Source organism: Ruegeria sp. BE10, from assembly GCF_056538905.1.
In genome coordinates, this window is sequence record NZ_JBQFTX010000003.1 from 176,453 (window position 1) to 190,233 (window position 13,781).

Consider the following 13,781-nt stretch of genomic DNA (forward strand, 5'->3'; position numbering starts at 1 on the left):
AAGCCCTAATTATAGGCATATCAGCGCGCCGCCTATTTTCTAGCTCACTCACCTAATCATCCGGCGTTCTGGTTAGTACCGGAAGGATCTATTTATGTTTTATAAAGACGAACGGCTAGCGCTGTTCATCGACGGCTCGAATCTTTATGCGGCCGCAAAAGCACTGGGGTTTGACATCGACTATAAATTGCTGCGCCAGGAGTTCATGCGCCGCGGCAAGATGCTTCGTGCTTTCTACTACACAGCGCTATTGGAAAATGACGAGTATTCGCCGATCCGTCCCTTGGTTGACTGGCTGCATTACAACGGCTTCACGATGGTGACCAAACCGGCAAAAGAATACACCGACAGCATGGGGCGTCGGAAAGTCAAAGGGAACATGGACATCGAACTGACCGTTGATGCCATGGAACTTGCACCGCGCGTTGATCATATCGTGCTGTTTTCGGGCGATGGGGATTTCCGCCCGCTGATTGCCAGCCTTCAGCGCCAAGGCGTGCGTGTTTCGGTTGTTTCGACCATCCGCAGCCAGCCGCCGATGATTTCGGACGAGCTGCGTCGCCAGGCCGACAATTTCATCGAACTGGAAGACTTGCGCGATGTGATCGGGCGGCCTCCGCGGGAAATGCCGATGGAGCCGCGCAGCGTTGCGGCCGCAGGCGGGCAATAAGCCCCGGCCACCTATCAAACCGGGGAAAGTAATCGGCGCGGTCAGTGTCTCAATCCTGACCGCGCCATTTTTAACAATGAACAGGTGCTGAAACATCTATTGGCTAGCACCGATTCATGTCAGGGAAATGACAAGCTCCTGTCTGGACCAAGGCCGGGAAAAGACTTACCTGTGGCCTAAGGAGACCGTGACATGACTAAGCCACCCCTGACTCTTTACCTTGCTGCCCCGCGCGGATTCTGCGCCGGTGTCGACCGCGCCATCAAGATCGTCGAGATGGCGCTGCAGAAATGGGGCGCGCCGGTCTATGTGCGCCACGAGATCGTGCATAACAAATTCGTCGTCGACGGATTGCGCGCGCAGGGTGCCGTGTTCGTCGAAGAACTGGACGAATGCCCCGACGACCGTCCGGTAATCTTCTCAGCCCACGGTGTGCCAAAATCCGTCCCCGCGACCGCGGCACAGCGCGAGATGATCTATGTCGACGCAACCTGCCCGCTGGTGTCCAAGGTCCATGTCGAGGCCCAGCGCCACGCCGAGTCCGGGTTGCAAATGATCATGATCGGTCACAAAGGCCATCCCGAAACCGTCGGCACCATGGGTCAGCTGCCCGAGGGTGAGGTTCTGCTGGTAGAAACCGTCGAGGATGTGGCCACCGTACAGGTGCGCGATCCGGATAAACTGGCTTTTGTCACCCAGACCACCCTGTCGGTGGATGACACCAAGGACATCATCGCCGCGCTAGAACAACGGTTCCCGGCCATCGTTGGACCGCACAAGGAAGACATCTGCTACGCCACCACCAATCGGCAAGAGGCCGTCAAGGCCGTAGCCCCGAAGTCGGATGCCTTGCTGGTTGTCGGCGCGCCGAATTCCTCGAATTCGCGCCGCCTGGTTGAGGTCGCCTCGCGCGCAGGCTGCAATTACGCGCAGCTGGTGCAACGCGCGACCGAGATCGACTGGCGCGCGCTCGAAGGTATCTCGTCGGTTGCGATCACCGCCGGGGCGTCGGCTCCCGAAGTGCTGGTCGATGAAGTGATCGACGCCTTCCGCGCCCACTATGACGTGACCGTCGAGCTGGTCGAAACCGCCACGGAAAACGTCGAGTTCAAAGTTCCCCGCGTGCTCAGAGAACCTGCATGAGGGGCATACCAACGGCCCCGCTTATTCTTGGACTGGCGGGGCTGATCCCGTTTATCTGGGGCGCGCTGACTTATCTGAACGATGATCTGCATAGTTGGGGTACGCAGATGTTTGGCTCGCGTTTCGTCGGGCCCTATGTACAGCTTTTCTATGGCTCGGTGATCCTGAGCTTTATGTCCGGCGTTTTGTGGGGATTCGCCACCAAAACCTCGGGCGGCAAGGCGGCGACATGTTATGCCCTGTCGGTTCTACCCGCGCTATGCGCGTTCTTTAAAACCGGGGGCGGTCCTGTCAGCACCGGCACCAATCTGATGTACGGTTTTGCCGGGTTATTGGTATTAGATGCCATCTTTGCCTATTGGCGGTTGACCCCAACCTGGTGGCTGCGGTTGCGAGTCATGTTGACCGCCGTCGTGTTGGTCTGCCTCGCCGTAGGAGTATACCTGTGACCGACGATAAAACGATCAACGCCTATACGACACGGGTGGCGGAGTACCTGCAAATCCCCCTGCCCCCGGAACAGATCGAGGCCCGCCTGGCCTTTACCGAGGCCGTTGGCAGTGGCCACATTCTGGATCTGGGTTCGGGCCCGGGATCAGACAGCGCCTTTTTCATGCGCGAGGGTCTGACCGTCCGCGCACTGGACGCAACCCCTGCCTTCGTCGAACACGCGCGGGAAAATGGTGTAGACGCGCATCTGGGCACGTTTGACGATGTGACCGAGGTGGACGCCTATGACGGCATCTATGCCAGCTTTTCCCTGCTGCACGCCCCCCGCGCAGATTTCTCGCGCCACCTGGCGGCCATTCACCGGGCACTGAAGCCCGAGGGCATCTTTTTTCTCGGCCTGAAGCTGGGCACGGGCGAACACCGCGACGATCTGGATCGCTACTACACCTATTTCTCACAGACCGAGATCGAGGCTGCGCTGGAACAAACCGGGTTCACCATCGACCGGATCACCACCGGTATGGGAACGGGTCTGGCCGGGTCTTATGACGGGTTCATTCTGGTGCTGGCCCATGCCTGAACTGTTTGCCTATACCGACGGTGCCTGTTCCGGCAATCCCGGACCCGGCGGCTGGGGCGTGTTACTGCGCGCAATGGATGGCGACAAAGTCCTGAAAGAGCGCGAGTTGAAGGGCGGAGAGGCCGAGACCACCAACAACCGCATGGAACTGCTAGCCGCGATCAATGCGCTAGAGGCGCTGGAACGCGCCTCGAAAATCACCGTCATAACCGACAGTGCCTATGTAAAGAATGGCGTGACGGGGTGGATTTTCGGATGGAAGCGGAACGGCTGGAAGACCTCGAACAAAAAACCGGTCAAGAATGTCGATCTGTGGCAGCGGTTGGATGAGGCCCAGACCCGGCATGATGTGAACTGGGAATGGGTCAAGGGTCACGCGGGCCATCCCGAAAATGAAAAAGCCGATGAGCTGGCCCGCGCCGGCATGGCACCGTTCAAGCCCCAAAAGGCCAAATCGTGAACGGTCTGGCCCTGCTGGACTATGCCTCGGTTCTTGTCTTTGCCCTGACCGGTGCCTTGGTGGCCAGCCGAGCGCAGCTGGATTTGGTGGGCTTTGCCTTCATCGCCTGCCTGACGGCAGTAGGCGGTGGTACTGTGCGCGACGTTCTTTTGAACCGGCATCCGGTATTCTGGATTGGGCAACCCGACTATATCCTGATCGCCGTAGCTGCAGCGGTGCTGGTGTTTTTCACCGCACACCTCGTTGAAAGCCGTTATAACTGGCTGATCTGGCTGGACAGTTTTGCCCTTTCTATTGCGGTCGCGGCTGGAACAGGTGCGGCGCTGTCGTTGGGGCAGTCCGGCACCATTGTGGTTCTGATGGGTGTCTGCACCGGATGCTTGGGCGGGCTGATGCGCGATGTGGTTTGCAACGAGGTACCGCTGGTTTTGAAACAGGGCGAGCTTTACGTCTCATGCGCTTTCGCGGGTGCTGTGACCGCCGTGATCGCACACCGTCTTGGGGTCGACGAGCTTGTGACGCTGGCGACCTGCGCGCTGATCTGCTGGGCCTTGCGGGCGGGGTCATTGCTGTTCGGCTGGAGACTGCCCGCTTACAAAAGCCGCCCGCCCCGCCATTAACGCGACAACAACCGCGCGCCAATTTCCTTGACGAATTTCGCCGCCACCATTGCGGTCATTCCGTAGGGATCGCGATGGGGGTTCAACTCGACGATATCCGCGCCAACAAGCTGACCTTCGAACCGGTGGATCAGATTGATCACCTCACGCGTACTCAACCCGCCGGGTTCATGATGCGACACACCGGGCGCAAAAGCCGGGTCCAGCGCGTCCAGATCCAGCGACAAATAGACCGGCCCGTCAAAACGGATATCCAGATCAGGGCGCCAGTTGCGCATGTCGATGACCTCGACCCCGAACTTGTCGGCCTGTTCCTGCTGGTGTTTGTTCATGGTGCGGATGCCCACCTGCACAAGACGATTGATCTGACAGGTTTCCATCACCCGCGCGAACGGGCAACCGTGGCCCAAAGGGCCAATCTGCTGGCTGTCATACAAGTCAGGATGCGAGTCGATATGCAGGATGTTCAGCCCCTCATACCACTCAGAATGCGCCTTGATCAGCGGATAAGCGACCGAGTGGTCCCCGCCCAGTGACAACAGCCGCGCACCGGTTGCGATGCGGGCGGCAGCGCCCTTTTCGATCCGGTCGATGGGTTCCTGCCCGATCATCTCGAACACCTCCAGGTCGCCGGTATCCTTGAAGCGGTCCGTCGCGCCCAGATCGGTTCCATCCTCGGCTGTCAGATTAGCGGCCCCGGAATGCAGCGCTTCGCGGATACGACCCGGTGCAAAGGCAGGTCCTTGCAGAAAAGACGAATGCAAATCCAGCGGCACTCCCATCAGAGCGACGTCACCGGAATTCAGGTTATGTGGCATGAGGCACCTTTCAGGTTGGATATTCCGGCGATCTGGCTGGCATCCTGCCCAAACGTCAAGAGGTTAGCGGCGTAGATAGGTCTGCCAGATCCAGATCACCAACAATGCGCCCAGTACCGCGCCCACAAAGCCCGACAGCCAACCTGCCACTGTAATAAAAAAGCGCAATAGGAACCCACCCACCAGCGCACCCATGATTCCGATCAGCATGGTCGTTGGTATGTTTGCCTCAATCCGCATCAACCGGGTGGCCAGAAATCCGGCAGCAGCACCGATGACGATCAGGGCAATGACGGGCACGTTACTTCCTCCAATGCGTTGGCACGATAATCAGCGCACCAATGGACGACAGAACTGCGTTCAGACCGGGCGAGCCAAAACTGATACCGAACATGATGCGGACAAAATAGAACAGAAACGCCCCGCCCACGCAAATTATGATCGAGGGCAGGTATCCGTTATGGGTAAACCCGGTCTTCTCGGCCAGATAGCCCACGATACCGGCAATCACGACGGTGCCCATCAAGACCATGAACATCTGTCTTACTCCGCGTTCAGGCGGGTTCCGGCCACGACCGACCAGCCCCGCAAAAAGGTTTCCGTATCCTGTGCCCCTTTTCCTGCTCGCTGCAAGCGCAACAGGTCAATCGCCCCATCACCGCAGGCCACGCGCAGCGCGTCGTTCAGAACCTCTCCGGGCGCGCCCTGTCCCTCGGCCAATTTCGAGGCCAGCAGCTTGACCCGATCCCCTCCGATCAGAGTCCACGCACCAGGAAAGGGTGACAGGCCACGTATCTGGCGATCCACCTCGACCGCCGGGCGGGTCCAGTCGACCCGCGCCTCAGCCTTGTCGATCTTCGAGGCATAAGTCACGCCATCCTCGGGTTGAGGCTCGGGCGTCAGTTCGGGCAGACGGGCCAGAGCCTTTACGATCAGATCAGCCCCCATCGGTGCTAGACGATCATGCAGTTGCGCCGTGGTTTCCTGCGGCCCGATATCAGTGGCCTGCCGCAACAGGACGGGGCCGGTGTCCAAACCGGCCTCCATCTGCATGATACAGATGCCGGTTTCCGCATCGCCTGACATGATCGCCCGATGGATCGGAGCCGCCCCGCGCCAGCGTGGCAACAGGCTGGCGTGAATGTTCAGGCAGCCTTGCGCCGGGGCGTCCAAAATGGGTTGAGGCAACAACAGCCCGTAGGCCACCACTACGGCCACATCAGCGTTCAGTGCGGCAAAGGCATCCTGTTCCTCCGGCGATTTTAGTGAAACCGGATGGCGGACAGTCAGGCCCAACGCCTCGGCCCGGGCATGTACGGGCGTCGGGCGGTCTTTCTTGCCCCGCCCGGCCGGACGCGGAGGTTGGCAATAGACTGCGGCGATCTCATGCCCGGCCTCAACCAGCGCATCCAGAACTGGGACCGAAAAATCGGGCGTGCCCATGAAAATGACGCGCATTGCTACCCCTGTTTCTTGGCTTTGCGCAGCAGCATGTCTCGTTTGACCTTGCTGAGACGATCAAAATACATCCGACCGTTCAGATGATCGATTTGATGCTGCACGCTGGTGGCCTCGATCCCGACAAAGTCGCGGCGGTCGATCATACCCTGTTCGTTCAGAAACCGGACCGTCACCGCACGCGGGCGTTTCACCTTGGCCGAGACGCCGGGCAGATTCGGACTGGCCTCTTCGTGTTCTCGCAATTCGATAGAGCTGTGCAGAATTTCGGGATTTGCCAGACGTACTGCACGGCCCCGCTCGGTCGATCCGTCAACGACCGCCAAGCGCAGCATCACACCGATCTGCGGGGCGGCAAGGCCGACGCCAGGCATGGCCTCCATCGTGTCGATCATGTCATCCCAGATAGCACGAATTTCGTCGGTTACTTCAGACACATCCTCGGCCTTGGTCCGCAGACGTTTGTCCGGCCAGGGCAGGCAGGTGTGGACGGTCATGCGCGGGCCTGTTCGCGTTTGAGTTTCTGCATCTTACGAGTGATCATCTGACGTTTCAGCGGTTTGAGATAATCAATGAACAGCTTTCCGTTCAGATGATCGATCTCGTGCTGCACACAGGTTGCCCAGAGCCCATCGAACGTCTCTTTCTGCAAGTTCCCGTCGCGATCCATCCACGTCACGTCCACCACTTTCGGGCGCGTCACCTCGGCGAACTGCTCAGGGATCGACAGGCACCCTTCTTCATAGACGTTAGTCTCGTCTGACGAAGCGATGACCTCAGGGTTGAACATGATCAGAGGGCGTGGCGTCTCGCCTTCTTCCTTGATGCAGTCCATCACGATCAGCCTGTCCAGCACGCCGATCTGCGGTGCGGCCAGCCCGATGCCGGGCGCATCATACATCGTCTCAAGCATGTCGTCGGCCAGTTTGCGCAGTTCGTCCGACAGGTCGGTCACCGGGGTGCAGACCTTTTTCAGACGGGGGTCGGGATGGATCAAAATATTACGCTTCATGGGGTTGATTTAGGCCATCCCGCCCCCCGCCGCAACGCCCCCCTTGCACCTGCGGGAATTGTAGCTAGCTTTCCTGCGGACAGATGGAGCAGACATGACTTTCAACGACCTGATCGACCGCCGGGGCACCAACAGCTCAAAATGGGACAAGATGGAAAAGCTGTACGGTGTCTCGCCACAGGATGGGCTGGCCATGTGGACCGCCGATTCCGATTATGCCACCGCGCCTTGCGTAATCGAGGCTGTCCGGGATGCCGCCGATCACGGGGCCTTTGGCTATACCTGGGAACACCCGCAATATCTGGCCGCTGTACAGTGGTGGATGCAGAACCGTCACGATTGGGCGATTGACACCGATTGGGTGCTGACCTCGCAAGGGTTGGGCAATGCAATTGCCCTGTGCCTGGATGTCTGGACCCAGCCGGAGGATGGTGTTGTCATCTTTACCCCGGTCTATCACGAGTTTGCTCATAAGATTAACACCGCTGGGCGGCGCGTGGTGGAATGCCCGCTGGCGCGGCAAGGCGACAGCTATGGCATTGATCTTGAGGATGCACAGTCACGGCTGGACGGGTCTGAAAAACTGTTGATGTGGTGCTCACCGCAAAACCCGTCGGGTCGGGTCTGGAGCCCCGAGGAGCTGCGGGCCGTCGCCGCCTTTGCCGAACGCAACGGGTTGATCCTTGTGTCGGATGAAATTCACCAGGATCTGGTCTATCCCGGTCATACCTTCGTGCCGATGGACAAGGCCGCGCCCGAGGCCCGCCCCTGGACCGTGACGCTGACTGCGGCGTCAAAGACGTTCAACATCGCAGGGCAGCGGACCGGCAACATGATCATCCCCGATGACAAGCTGCGCACCACTATGCGGCATCGGCTGAAAACGTTGGACTATGCGCCCAGTGCCTTAGGCGTGGCCATGATCACTGCGGCCTATTCACCGGAAGGCGCGGCCTGGGCGGATACGCAGGTGGCGCATCTGGACGGCAACCGCAAACTATTTGACGCCGCCATCGCCGAAATACCGGGTCTGTGGTCAATGCCCCTGCAGGCCACCTATCTGGCCTGGGTCGATTTTTCGGGCACCGGGATGGATCACGGCGAGTTTGTTCGACGTCTGCGCGGGGACGCCCGGATTGCCACCTCCTCCGGCCCCGGATTCGGCGCTGGCGGAGAGACTTTCGAACGGTTCAATCTGGCCACCCAGCGCAGCCGCGTCGAGGAAGCCTGCGCGCGCCTGAAACGCGCGTTTGGCGACCTTCAATAGCGTCGCGCTATATTGAGCTATTGATCCTGCTTGTCGTACTGGCTGCCGCGGCGTGGATTAGCTGGCACAGATTAGACCTGCGCACGCCCGCGCCGCATTGGTGCCGCAAGCAACCAAACCGATTACATCCTGTTCGAAAAATCCGTCCCTAGTCTTTGTGCCCTAGCAAAGCAATCGGCGCGTCGGGTGCGCGGTAGAAATCCAGCGGGGCCTTGTCGGCCGCGGCCGTACTACGCTTAAAATCATACCGCATCTCACCGGCCTCTTCATCATCGGCGATGATCAGGCATTGATACAAATGGCGCGCACCGTCGTAGATATCGACCAATCCACGCAATTGCGGTGTCGTAGCGGCCTCAACCGTAAAGCCATCCTTCCACAATCTGAGTATTTTGAACGTATTGTCGTCAACTTCGACACGAAGGCGGCTGGTTTTCTTCAACCCCGCGATTCGCGCCGCGTCCAATTCTGCGCTTATTTCCTTTGAAACATAGGTACTCATAACAATTATTCCCCCGGCAATGGATTCCATTGTGACGGCTCAACTGTAAAAATCCAGTGAAGGCCGTCACATAGCGCCATGCGCTGACGATCTGTTGCTGGGAAATCATCGCATGCCCTGTGCGCAGACGCAGAGCCAGTGCGCGACCCTTCACGTGTCAAGGCTGTGTTCAACACCCTATGTTTGTCGAAACGCACAAGCGGAGGATACGCAATGGGCCTGTTGGTCGACGGCAAATGGCACGACACATGGTATGACACCGAATCTACTGGCGGCGCCTTCAAACGCAGCGCCGCGCAGTTTCGCAATTGGCTGACCGCAGATGGCAGCGCAGGGCCGTCCGGCAAGGACGGTTTCAAGGCGGAACCGGATCGCTATCACCTCTATGTCAGCCACGCCTGCCCCTGGGCACACCGCACACTGATCTTTCGCGAACTAAAAGGGCTGAGCGATCTGGTTTCCGTCTCGGTGGTGCATCCAGACATGCTGGACAAGGGATGGACCTTTGAAACTGACGACCACGGTGCAACCGGCGACACCCTTTATGGATTCGATTACGCCCATCAAATCTATACCAAGGCTGATCCAGCTTATTCGGGACGTGTCACTGTGCCGATCCTGTGGGACAAGCAAAAACAGACCATCGTTTCGAACGAAAGTTCGGAAATCATCCGTATGTTCAATACGGCCTTTGACGGCATTACCGGCAACACCGATAACTACTGGCCCGAGGCGATGCGGGACGAGATCGAAGAGGTCAACGTCCGCATCTATTCCGACATCAACAATGGGGTCTACAAATCCGGTTTTGCCACCACGCAACAGGCCTATGACGCCGCCGTGCATCCCCTGTTCGACACACTGGACTGGCTTGAAGATCGCCTTGCCCGAAACCGGTACCTGATGGGCGATCAGGTGACTGAAGCAGATTGGCGGCTGTTCACCACCCTGATCCGGTTTGATCCGGTCTATCATCTGCATTTCAAATGCAACAAGCGGCGGCTGATCGACTATCCGAACCTGTGGGCCTACACACGCGAGCTATATCAATGGCCCGGTGTCGCACAGACGGTAAATATGAACCATATCGTGCGCCACTATCACTACAGCCACGAAACAATCAATCCGAGCCGGATCATCCCAGTGAACCCATCCTTGGATTATCTGCAGCCCCACGGGCGCGGTCAGCGACCCGCCGCGTAATGTTCGACCATCGCCGCCAGATCCTCTGGCGGCGTTGCGCTTTGCACATAGGCGCAGGCATTCGGGCTGTGGGCAAAGATCGAACCGTCCGAGAAAAAGGTGGTGTTTGTGACAAAGATCACCCGCGCCTCGGGGCGGCGATAGCTGGCAAAATCGGCCACGGCCAGCGCGCTGCCGGTTTCAAGCACCAGATCCAGCACGATGATATCGAACTCCTGACCATACAGCGCCAGAATCGCTGCCTCCTGCCCGGCCACCAGCGTCACTTCGGTGCCGTGCCGTTCAAGATGCCTTTTCCAGACCCGACCAAGGTCGGGGTTACTCTCAACAATCAAAACATTCATTTGCGACAACCTCGGCCCAAAAAAGAGTGAATGGTGCCGACCCCCCGTGAATTGTGATCACGCTTATTCCTTAACAAAGCGTTAACGACGTTGCTGCAAGGGCTGGAACTTGCGGATTCGCTTGTGTAAACGGCAAAAATCCGCTTGAAACGGGCCGAAACAGGCGATTCCAGCGAGAAACCCCATGGCAAGCCCTACCGAGAATTTGAACCCGCGCGCCGCACGCGACCATGGCGGAGGGCTGGACGGGGCCATCGCATCTTATGGCGGCTCGCGTACCGATTGGGTGGACCTGTCCACCGGGATAAATCCTCACCCCTATCAGGTGTCTGGACTGATCCCTTCAGACTGGGCTGAGTTGCCGGATCATGGTGCCTTCGAGCGCCTGACTGAGGCCGCCCGCCAGTTCTGGACAGTGCCCAATGGGGCCGCAATCCTGCCCGCGCCCGGCGCATCGGCGGTGATCTCCCGCATTCCGGCGCTGGCCGCCCGTGGTCGGGTTCAGATCACAACGCCCACTTACAACGAACATGCCGCCGCCTTCGCCGCGCAAGGCTGGACCGTTCAATCCAACGGCCCAGCCGACGCCCGTGTCATCGTGCATCCCAACAATCCCGATGGCCGGATTTGGTCCAAGGCGGATGCAAACGCCCCGCTGACCGTGATCGACGAGAGCTTTTGCGATGTCAGCCCCGGTGTTTCACTGATCCATCTGGCCGCGCGCCCCGGTGTGATCGTGCTGAAAAGCTTTGGCAAGTTCTGGGGGCTTGCCGGGCTGCGGCTGGGGTTTGCCATCGGTCATCCTGACCTGATCGCCCGGCTGAACGACCTGACGGGGCCTTGGTCCGTGTCTGGCCCTGCCCTGCGGATCGGAGAGCAGGCTTTGCGGGACGTTGACTGGGCCAGTTCCACCCGTCAGCACCTGACCGCCGAGTCTGACCGGCTGGATCGATTACTGATCAACAAAGGAGCCACCCTGGTCGGGGGCACTTCGCTGTTTCGCCTCTACACCGTCGACAACGCAACCCAATGGCAGGACCGTCTGGCCCGCGCCCATATCTGGAGCCGCGTCTTCCCCTATTCCCAGACCTACTTGCGGGTTGGCCTGCCCCCAGCGGATGGATGGAGCAGGTTAGAGGCCGCACTGTGAGCATCACTTTCATGCTGGTCTGCGCCATGTGTCTGGACGCGGCATTGGGTGAGCCGAACTGGCTCTGGTCGCGCGTTCGCCACCCTGCAGTCTTGATGGGCAACATCATCGGGTGGTTGGACAAGCACCTGAACCACGGTGCGCAGCGGCGAATGAAAGGTGTCGCAATAGTGATATTGCTGGTCGTTGGCGCATTGATCCTTGGGCGTTTACTGGCACTGCTAGGACCAGTCGCTGAGATCATACTCTGCGCCATCCTGCTGGCGCAGAAATCGCTGGTGTCGCATGTGCGCGATGTGGGCGAAGGGCTGCGCGTCTCCTTGGCCGAGGGCCGCGCCAAGGTCGCGATGATCGTGTCCCGCGACACTCGCGACATGACCGAGGCGCAGGTTGCCCGCTCTGCGATCGAAAGCGCGGCTGAGAACCTCAGCGACGGGGTCATCGCACCTGCTTTCTGGTTCCTGCTCGCCGGGTTGCCGGGGTTGCTGATTTACAAGGCTATCAACACCTCCGACAGTATGATCGGCTACCGCACCGAAAAGTACCGCGACTTTGGCTGGGCCGCCGCCCGACTGGACGACATGCTGAACCTGATCCCCGCGCGCCTGACCTGCCTGATGATCGTGGCACTGTCCGGCCAATGGGCACGCTGGCCTGACATGGTGGCGGATGCGCGCCGCCATATCTCTCCCAATGCAGGATGGCCCGAGGCCGCCATGGCGCGCGCCCTGAACGTGGCCCTTGCGGGCCCGCGCAGTTATGACGGTAAAGTCCGCGATCTAGCCTGGGTGAACGGCGATGCTCCGCGCGAAATCGGCGCGTCAGAGGTTTTCCGCGCATGTAACATGCTGTGGACCGTTTGGGGGCTTGCGCTTGGCCTTCTATCGGTGTGGGTTGGGGTCAGCTTTATTCTCTGACGGACCTGCCCATGCGCATTCTCTCTGGCCTTGTTGCCGCCGTTCTGCTCGCCTCGCCCGCCCTTGCCCAATGCGGTGGCGGATTCAATTCCTTCGTCAAAGGGCTGAAGGCTGAGGCCATACAGCAAGGGTTCGACAAATCCACCGTCAATGCGTTTTTCAACGGCGTGCAGCAGGACGGCGCCGTCCTGAAAGCCGACCGCGCGCAGGGTGTGTTTCAGAAACCGTTCATCGACTTCTCACGCCATTTGATCTCGCAAAACCGGATCGACCGGGGTCAGGCCATGTCACGCAAATATGATGCGGTGTTTGATCGGATTGAGCAGGAATACGGCGTCTCACGCGGGGTTCTTTTGGCCTTTTGGGCGTTCGAGACCGACTATGGCGCGTTTCAGGGCGACTTCAACACCCGCAACGCGCTGGTGACACTGGCCCATGATTGCCGCCGCCCCGAATTGTTCCGACCACAGATCTTTGCGGCCATCGAGCTGTACCAACAGGGCAATTTCGACCCAAATCGCACCACCGGTGCCTGGGCTGGTGAGATTGGAATGGTGCAAATGCTGCCTCGCGACATTCTAGAAAACGGTGTCGACGGGGACGGAGATGGCACGGTCTCGTTGAAAACGTCCGCGCCGGACGCGTTGATGTCGGGCGCCAAGATGCTGTCGCACCTGGGCTGGCAGCCGGGGCAGCCGTGGCTGCAAGAGGTAACGGTGCCCGGGCAAATGGACTGGTCGCTGTCCGGCCCGGGCAAACCGCGCCCAGTGTCCGACTGGCAGGCCATGGGTGTGCAGGCCCGCAACGGATCTTTGGCTAACTTGCCCGCATCGCTGATATTGCCGCAGGGCCACAACGGCCCGGCCTTTTTAGCCTATCCGAATTTCGACGTCTATTTCGAATGGAATCAGAGCTTTGTCTACGTTCTAACCGCCGCCTATTTCGGCACACGGCTGGAAGGTGGTCAAATCTATGATGCCGGTAATGCTTCACAGGGGCTTTCAGGCGCACAAATGAAACAGCTGCAAAGCAAGCTACAGGCGCGCGGATATGATGTAGGCAAAATCGACGGAATTCTGGGCGCGGGTACACGGGCTGCTGTTCAGGCTGAACAAGCGCGGCTCGGATTACCGGCGGATGCCTGGCCGACGGCCGAATTGCTTGGACGTTTGTGAAACGTTGTTGGA

General features: G+C 59.3%; 19 protein-coding genes. 11 read left to right on the plus strand and 8 right to left on the minus strand.

The annotated features are described in order from the left end of the window. Positions 1-94 precede the first annotated feature (94 nt). The 6 genes from ACR0M2_RS08995 (at position 95) to ACR0M2_RS09020 (ending at position 3,923) form a co-directional block, all read left to right on the plus strand. The gene (locus tag ACR0M2_RS08995) at positions 95-670 is read left to right on the plus strand and encodes a LabA-like NYN domain-containing protein (RefSeq protein ID WP_058283597.1); all 576 of its coding nucleotides are present in this window, start codon (positions 95-97) and stop codon (positions 668-670) included. 192 nt (positions 671-862) lie between these two features. Then, a complete protein-coding gene (ispH, locus tag ACR0M2_RS09000) occupies positions 863-1,813 on the plus strand; it encodes a 4-hydroxy-3-methylbut-2-enyl diphosphate reductase (RefSeq protein WP_480704703.1) in 951 nt (316 codons plus the stop codon). Then, positions 1,810-2,262, plus strand: coding sequence for a DUF3429 domain-containing protein (locus tag ACR0M2_RS09005; RefSeq protein WP_480704705.1), 453 nt, complete (start codon positions 1,810-1,812; stop codon positions 2,260-2,262). Before ispH ends, ACR0M2_RS09005 begins: the two co-directional genes overlap by 4 nt. After that, the gene (locus ACR0M2_RS09010; protein WP_170360022.1) at positions 2,259-2,843 is read left to right on the plus strand and encodes a class I SAM-dependent DNA methyltransferase; all 585 of its coding nucleotides are present in this window, start codon (positions 2,259-2,261) and stop codon (positions 2,841-2,843) included. The genes ACR0M2_RS09005 and ACR0M2_RS09010 overlap by 4 nt, the downstream gene beginning before the upstream one ends. Next, entirely contained in the window at positions 2,836-3,303 is a 468-nt protein-coding gene (rnhA, locus tag ACR0M2_RS09015) for a ribonuclease HI (RefSeq protein WP_480704706.1), read from the plus strand. The genes ACR0M2_RS09010 and rnhA overlap by 8 nt, the downstream gene beginning before the upstream one ends. Then, positions 3,300-3,923 (plus strand): trimeric intracellular cation channel family protein, encoded by a 624-nt coding sequence (locus ACR0M2_RS09020; protein WP_170350360.1) that lies wholly within the window; start codon positions 3,300-3,302, stop codon positions 3,921-3,923. Before rnhA ends, ACR0M2_RS09020 begins: the two co-directional genes overlap by 4 nt. Here ACR0M2_RS09020 and speB read toward each other — a convergent pair. From speB to def (ACR0M2_RS09050), 6 genes are all read right to left on the minus strand, one after another. Then, the gene (gene speB / locus ACR0M2_RS09025; protein ID WP_480704708.1) at positions 3,920-4,741 is read right to left on the minus strand and encodes an agmatinase; all 822 of its coding nucleotides are present in this window, start codon (positions 4,739-4,741) and stop codon (positions 3,920-3,922) included. The two genes, ACR0M2_RS09020 and speB, sit on opposite strands and share 4 nt — an antisense overlap. A gap of 63 nt (positions 4,742-4,804) precedes the next feature. Further along, the gene (locus ACR0M2_RS09030; RefSeq protein WP_170398659.1) at positions 4,805-5,041 is read right to left on the minus strand and encodes a GlsB/YeaQ/YmgE family stress response membrane protein; all 237 of its coding nucleotides are present in this window, start codon (positions 5,039-5,041) and stop codon (positions 4,805-4,807) included. 1 nt (position 5,042) lies between these two features. Then, positions 5,043-5,279: a hypothetical protein gene (locus ACR0M2_RS09035; protein ID WP_170350357.1), complete on the minus strand. Its 237-nt coding sequence runs from the start codon at positions 5,277-5,279 to the stop codon at positions 5,043-5,045. 5 nt (positions 5,280-5,284) lie between these two features. After that, the gene (fmt, locus tag ACR0M2_RS09040; protein ID WP_480704710.1) at positions 5,285-6,199 is read right to left on the minus strand and encodes a methionyl-tRNA formyltransferase; all 915 of its coding nucleotides are present in this window, start codon (positions 6,197-6,199) and stop codon (positions 5,285-5,287) included. Positions 6,200-6,201: 2 nt separating this feature from the next. After that, positions 6,202-6,696 (minus strand): peptide deformylase, encoded by a 495-nt coding sequence (gene def / locus ACR0M2_RS09045; RefSeq protein ID WP_170360011.1) that lies wholly within the window; start codon positions 6,694-6,696, stop codon positions 6,202-6,204. Continuing rightward, positions 6,693-7,211, minus strand: a complete 519-nt coding sequence (gene def, locus ACR0M2_RS09050; RefSeq protein ID WP_480704712.1) for a peptide deformylase — start codon at positions 7,209-7,211, stop codon at positions 6,693-6,695. The genes def (ACR0M2_RS09045) and def (ACR0M2_RS09050) overlap by 4 nt, the downstream gene beginning before the upstream one ends. Before the next feature lie 94 nt (positions 7,212-7,305). Here def (ACR0M2_RS09050) and ACR0M2_RS09055 point away from each other — a divergent pair, with 94 nt between their 5' ends. Beyond that, positions 7,306-8,478 (plus strand): MalY/PatB family protein, encoded by a 1,173-nt coding sequence (locus ACR0M2_RS09055; RefSeq protein ID WP_480704714.1) that lies wholly within the window; start codon positions 7,306-7,308, stop codon positions 8,476-8,478. A 148-nt stretch (positions 8,479-8,626) separates the two neighbouring features. Here the strand turns inward: ACR0M2_RS09055 and ACR0M2_RS09060 are convergent, their stop codons facing one another. Further along, positions 8,627-8,980 carry a hypothetical protein gene (locus tag ACR0M2_RS09060; protein ID WP_170350352.1) on the minus strand — a complete coding sequence of 118 codons (354 nt, stop codon included), beginning with the start codon at positions 8,978-8,980 and terminating at the stop codon, positions 8,627-8,629. Positions 8,981-9,193: 213 nt separating this feature from the next. On the opposite strand from ACR0M2_RS09060, the gene ACR0M2_RS09065 reads away from it, so the two are divergent. After that, complete coding sequence (locus tag ACR0M2_RS09065; RefSeq protein ID WP_170411359.1) at positions 9,194-10,183, plus strand: glutathione S-transferase family protein; 990 nt, start codon at positions 9,194-9,196, stop codon at positions 10,181-10,183. On the opposite strand, the gene ACR0M2_RS09070 is transcribed toward ACR0M2_RS09065, so the two are convergent. Then, positions 10,165-10,527 (minus strand): response regulator transcription factor, encoded by a 363-nt coding sequence (locus ACR0M2_RS09070; protein ID WP_170350350.1) that lies wholly within the window; start codon positions 10,525-10,527, stop codon positions 10,165-10,167. The genes ACR0M2_RS09065 and ACR0M2_RS09070 overlap by 19 nt on opposite strands. Before the next feature lie 184 nt (positions 10,528-10,711). Between ACR0M2_RS09070 and ACR0M2_RS09075 the strand changes: the two genes are divergently transcribed. From ACR0M2_RS09075 to ACR0M2_RS09085, 3 genes are read left to right on the plus strand one after another with little or no spacing between them, the layout of a single operon-like run. Continuing rightward, positions 10,712-11,677: a threonine-phosphate decarboxylase gene (locus ACR0M2_RS09075; RefSeq protein ID WP_480704716.1), complete on the plus strand. Its 966-nt coding sequence runs from the start codon at positions 10,712-10,714 to the stop codon at positions 11,675-11,677. Beyond that, a complete protein-coding gene (gene cbiB, locus ACR0M2_RS09080; RefSeq protein WP_480704718.1) occupies positions 11,674-12,594 on the plus strand; it encodes an adenosylcobinamide-phosphate synthase CbiB in 921 nt (306 codons plus the stop codon). The genes ACR0M2_RS09075 and cbiB overlap by 4 nt, the downstream gene beginning before the upstream one ends. 11 nt (positions 12,595-12,605) lie before the next feature. Next, complete coding sequence (locus tag ACR0M2_RS09085) at positions 12,606-13,769, plus strand: lytic murein transglycosylase (RefSeq protein ID WP_480704720.1); 1,164 nt, start codon at positions 12,606-12,608, stop codon at positions 13,767-13,769. Positions 13,770-13,781: the final 12 nt, after the last annotated feature.

Excerpts from the sequence above, each read along its gene's own strand:
- ACR0M2_RS08995 (WP_058283597.1), top strand. The coding sequence starts at position 95 with ATGTTTTATAAAGACGAACGGCTAGCGCTGTTCATCGACGGCTCGAAT.
- ispH (WP_480704703.1), top strand. The coding sequence starts at position 863 with ATGACTAAGCCACCCCTGACTCTTTACCTTGCTGCCCCGCGCGGATTC.
- ACR0M2_RS09005 (WP_480704705.1), top strand. The coding sequence starts at position 1,810 with ATGAGGGGCATACCAACGGCCCCGCTTATTCTTGGACTGGCGGGGCTG.
- rnhA (WP_480704706.1), top strand. The coding sequence starts at position 2,836 with ATGCCTGAACTGTTTGCCTATACCGACGGTGCCTGTTCCGGCAATCCC.
- speB (WP_480704708.1), bottom strand. The coding sequence starts at position 4,741 with ATGCCACATAACCTGAATTCCGGTGACGTCGCTCTGATGGGAGTGCCG.
- ACR0M2_RS09035 (WP_170350357.1), bottom strand. The coding sequence starts at position 5,279 with ATGTTCATGGTCTTGATGGGCACCGTCGTGATTGCCGGTATCGTGGGC.
- fmt (WP_480704710.1), bottom strand. The coding sequence starts at position 6,199 with ATGCGCGTCATTTTCATGGGCACGCCCGATTTTTCGGTCCCAGTTCTG.
- def (WP_170360011.1), bottom strand. The coding sequence starts at position 6,696 with ATGACCGTCCACACCTGCCTGCCCTGGCCGGACAAACGTCTGCGGACC.
- def (WP_480704712.1), bottom strand. The coding sequence starts at position 7,211 with ATGAAGCGTAATATTTTGATCCATCCCGACCCCCGTCTGAAAAAGGTC.
- ACR0M2_RS09055 (WP_480704714.1), top strand. The coding sequence starts at position 7,306 with ATGACTTTCAACGACCTGATCGACCGCCGGGGCACCAACAGCTCAAAA.
- ACR0M2_RS09060 (WP_170350352.1), bottom strand. The coding sequence starts at position 8,980 with ATGAGTACCTATGTTTCAAAGGAAATAAGCGCAGAATTGGACGCGGCG.
- ACR0M2_RS09065 (WP_170411359.1), top strand. The coding sequence starts at position 9,194 with ATGGGCCTGTTGGTCGACGGCAAATGGCACGACACATGGTATGACACC.
- ACR0M2_RS09070 (WP_170350350.1), bottom strand. The coding sequence starts at position 10,527 with ATGAATGTTTTGATTGTTGAGAGTAACCCCGACCTTGGTCGGGTCTGG.
- ACR0M2_RS09075 (WP_480704716.1), top strand. The coding sequence starts at position 10,712 with ATGGCAAGCCCTACCGAGAATTTGAACCCGCGCGCCGCACGCGACCAT.
- ACR0M2_RS09085 (WP_480704720.1), top strand. The coding sequence starts at position 12,606 with ATGCGCATTCTCTCTGGCCTTGTTGCCGCCGTTCTGCTCGCCTCGCCC.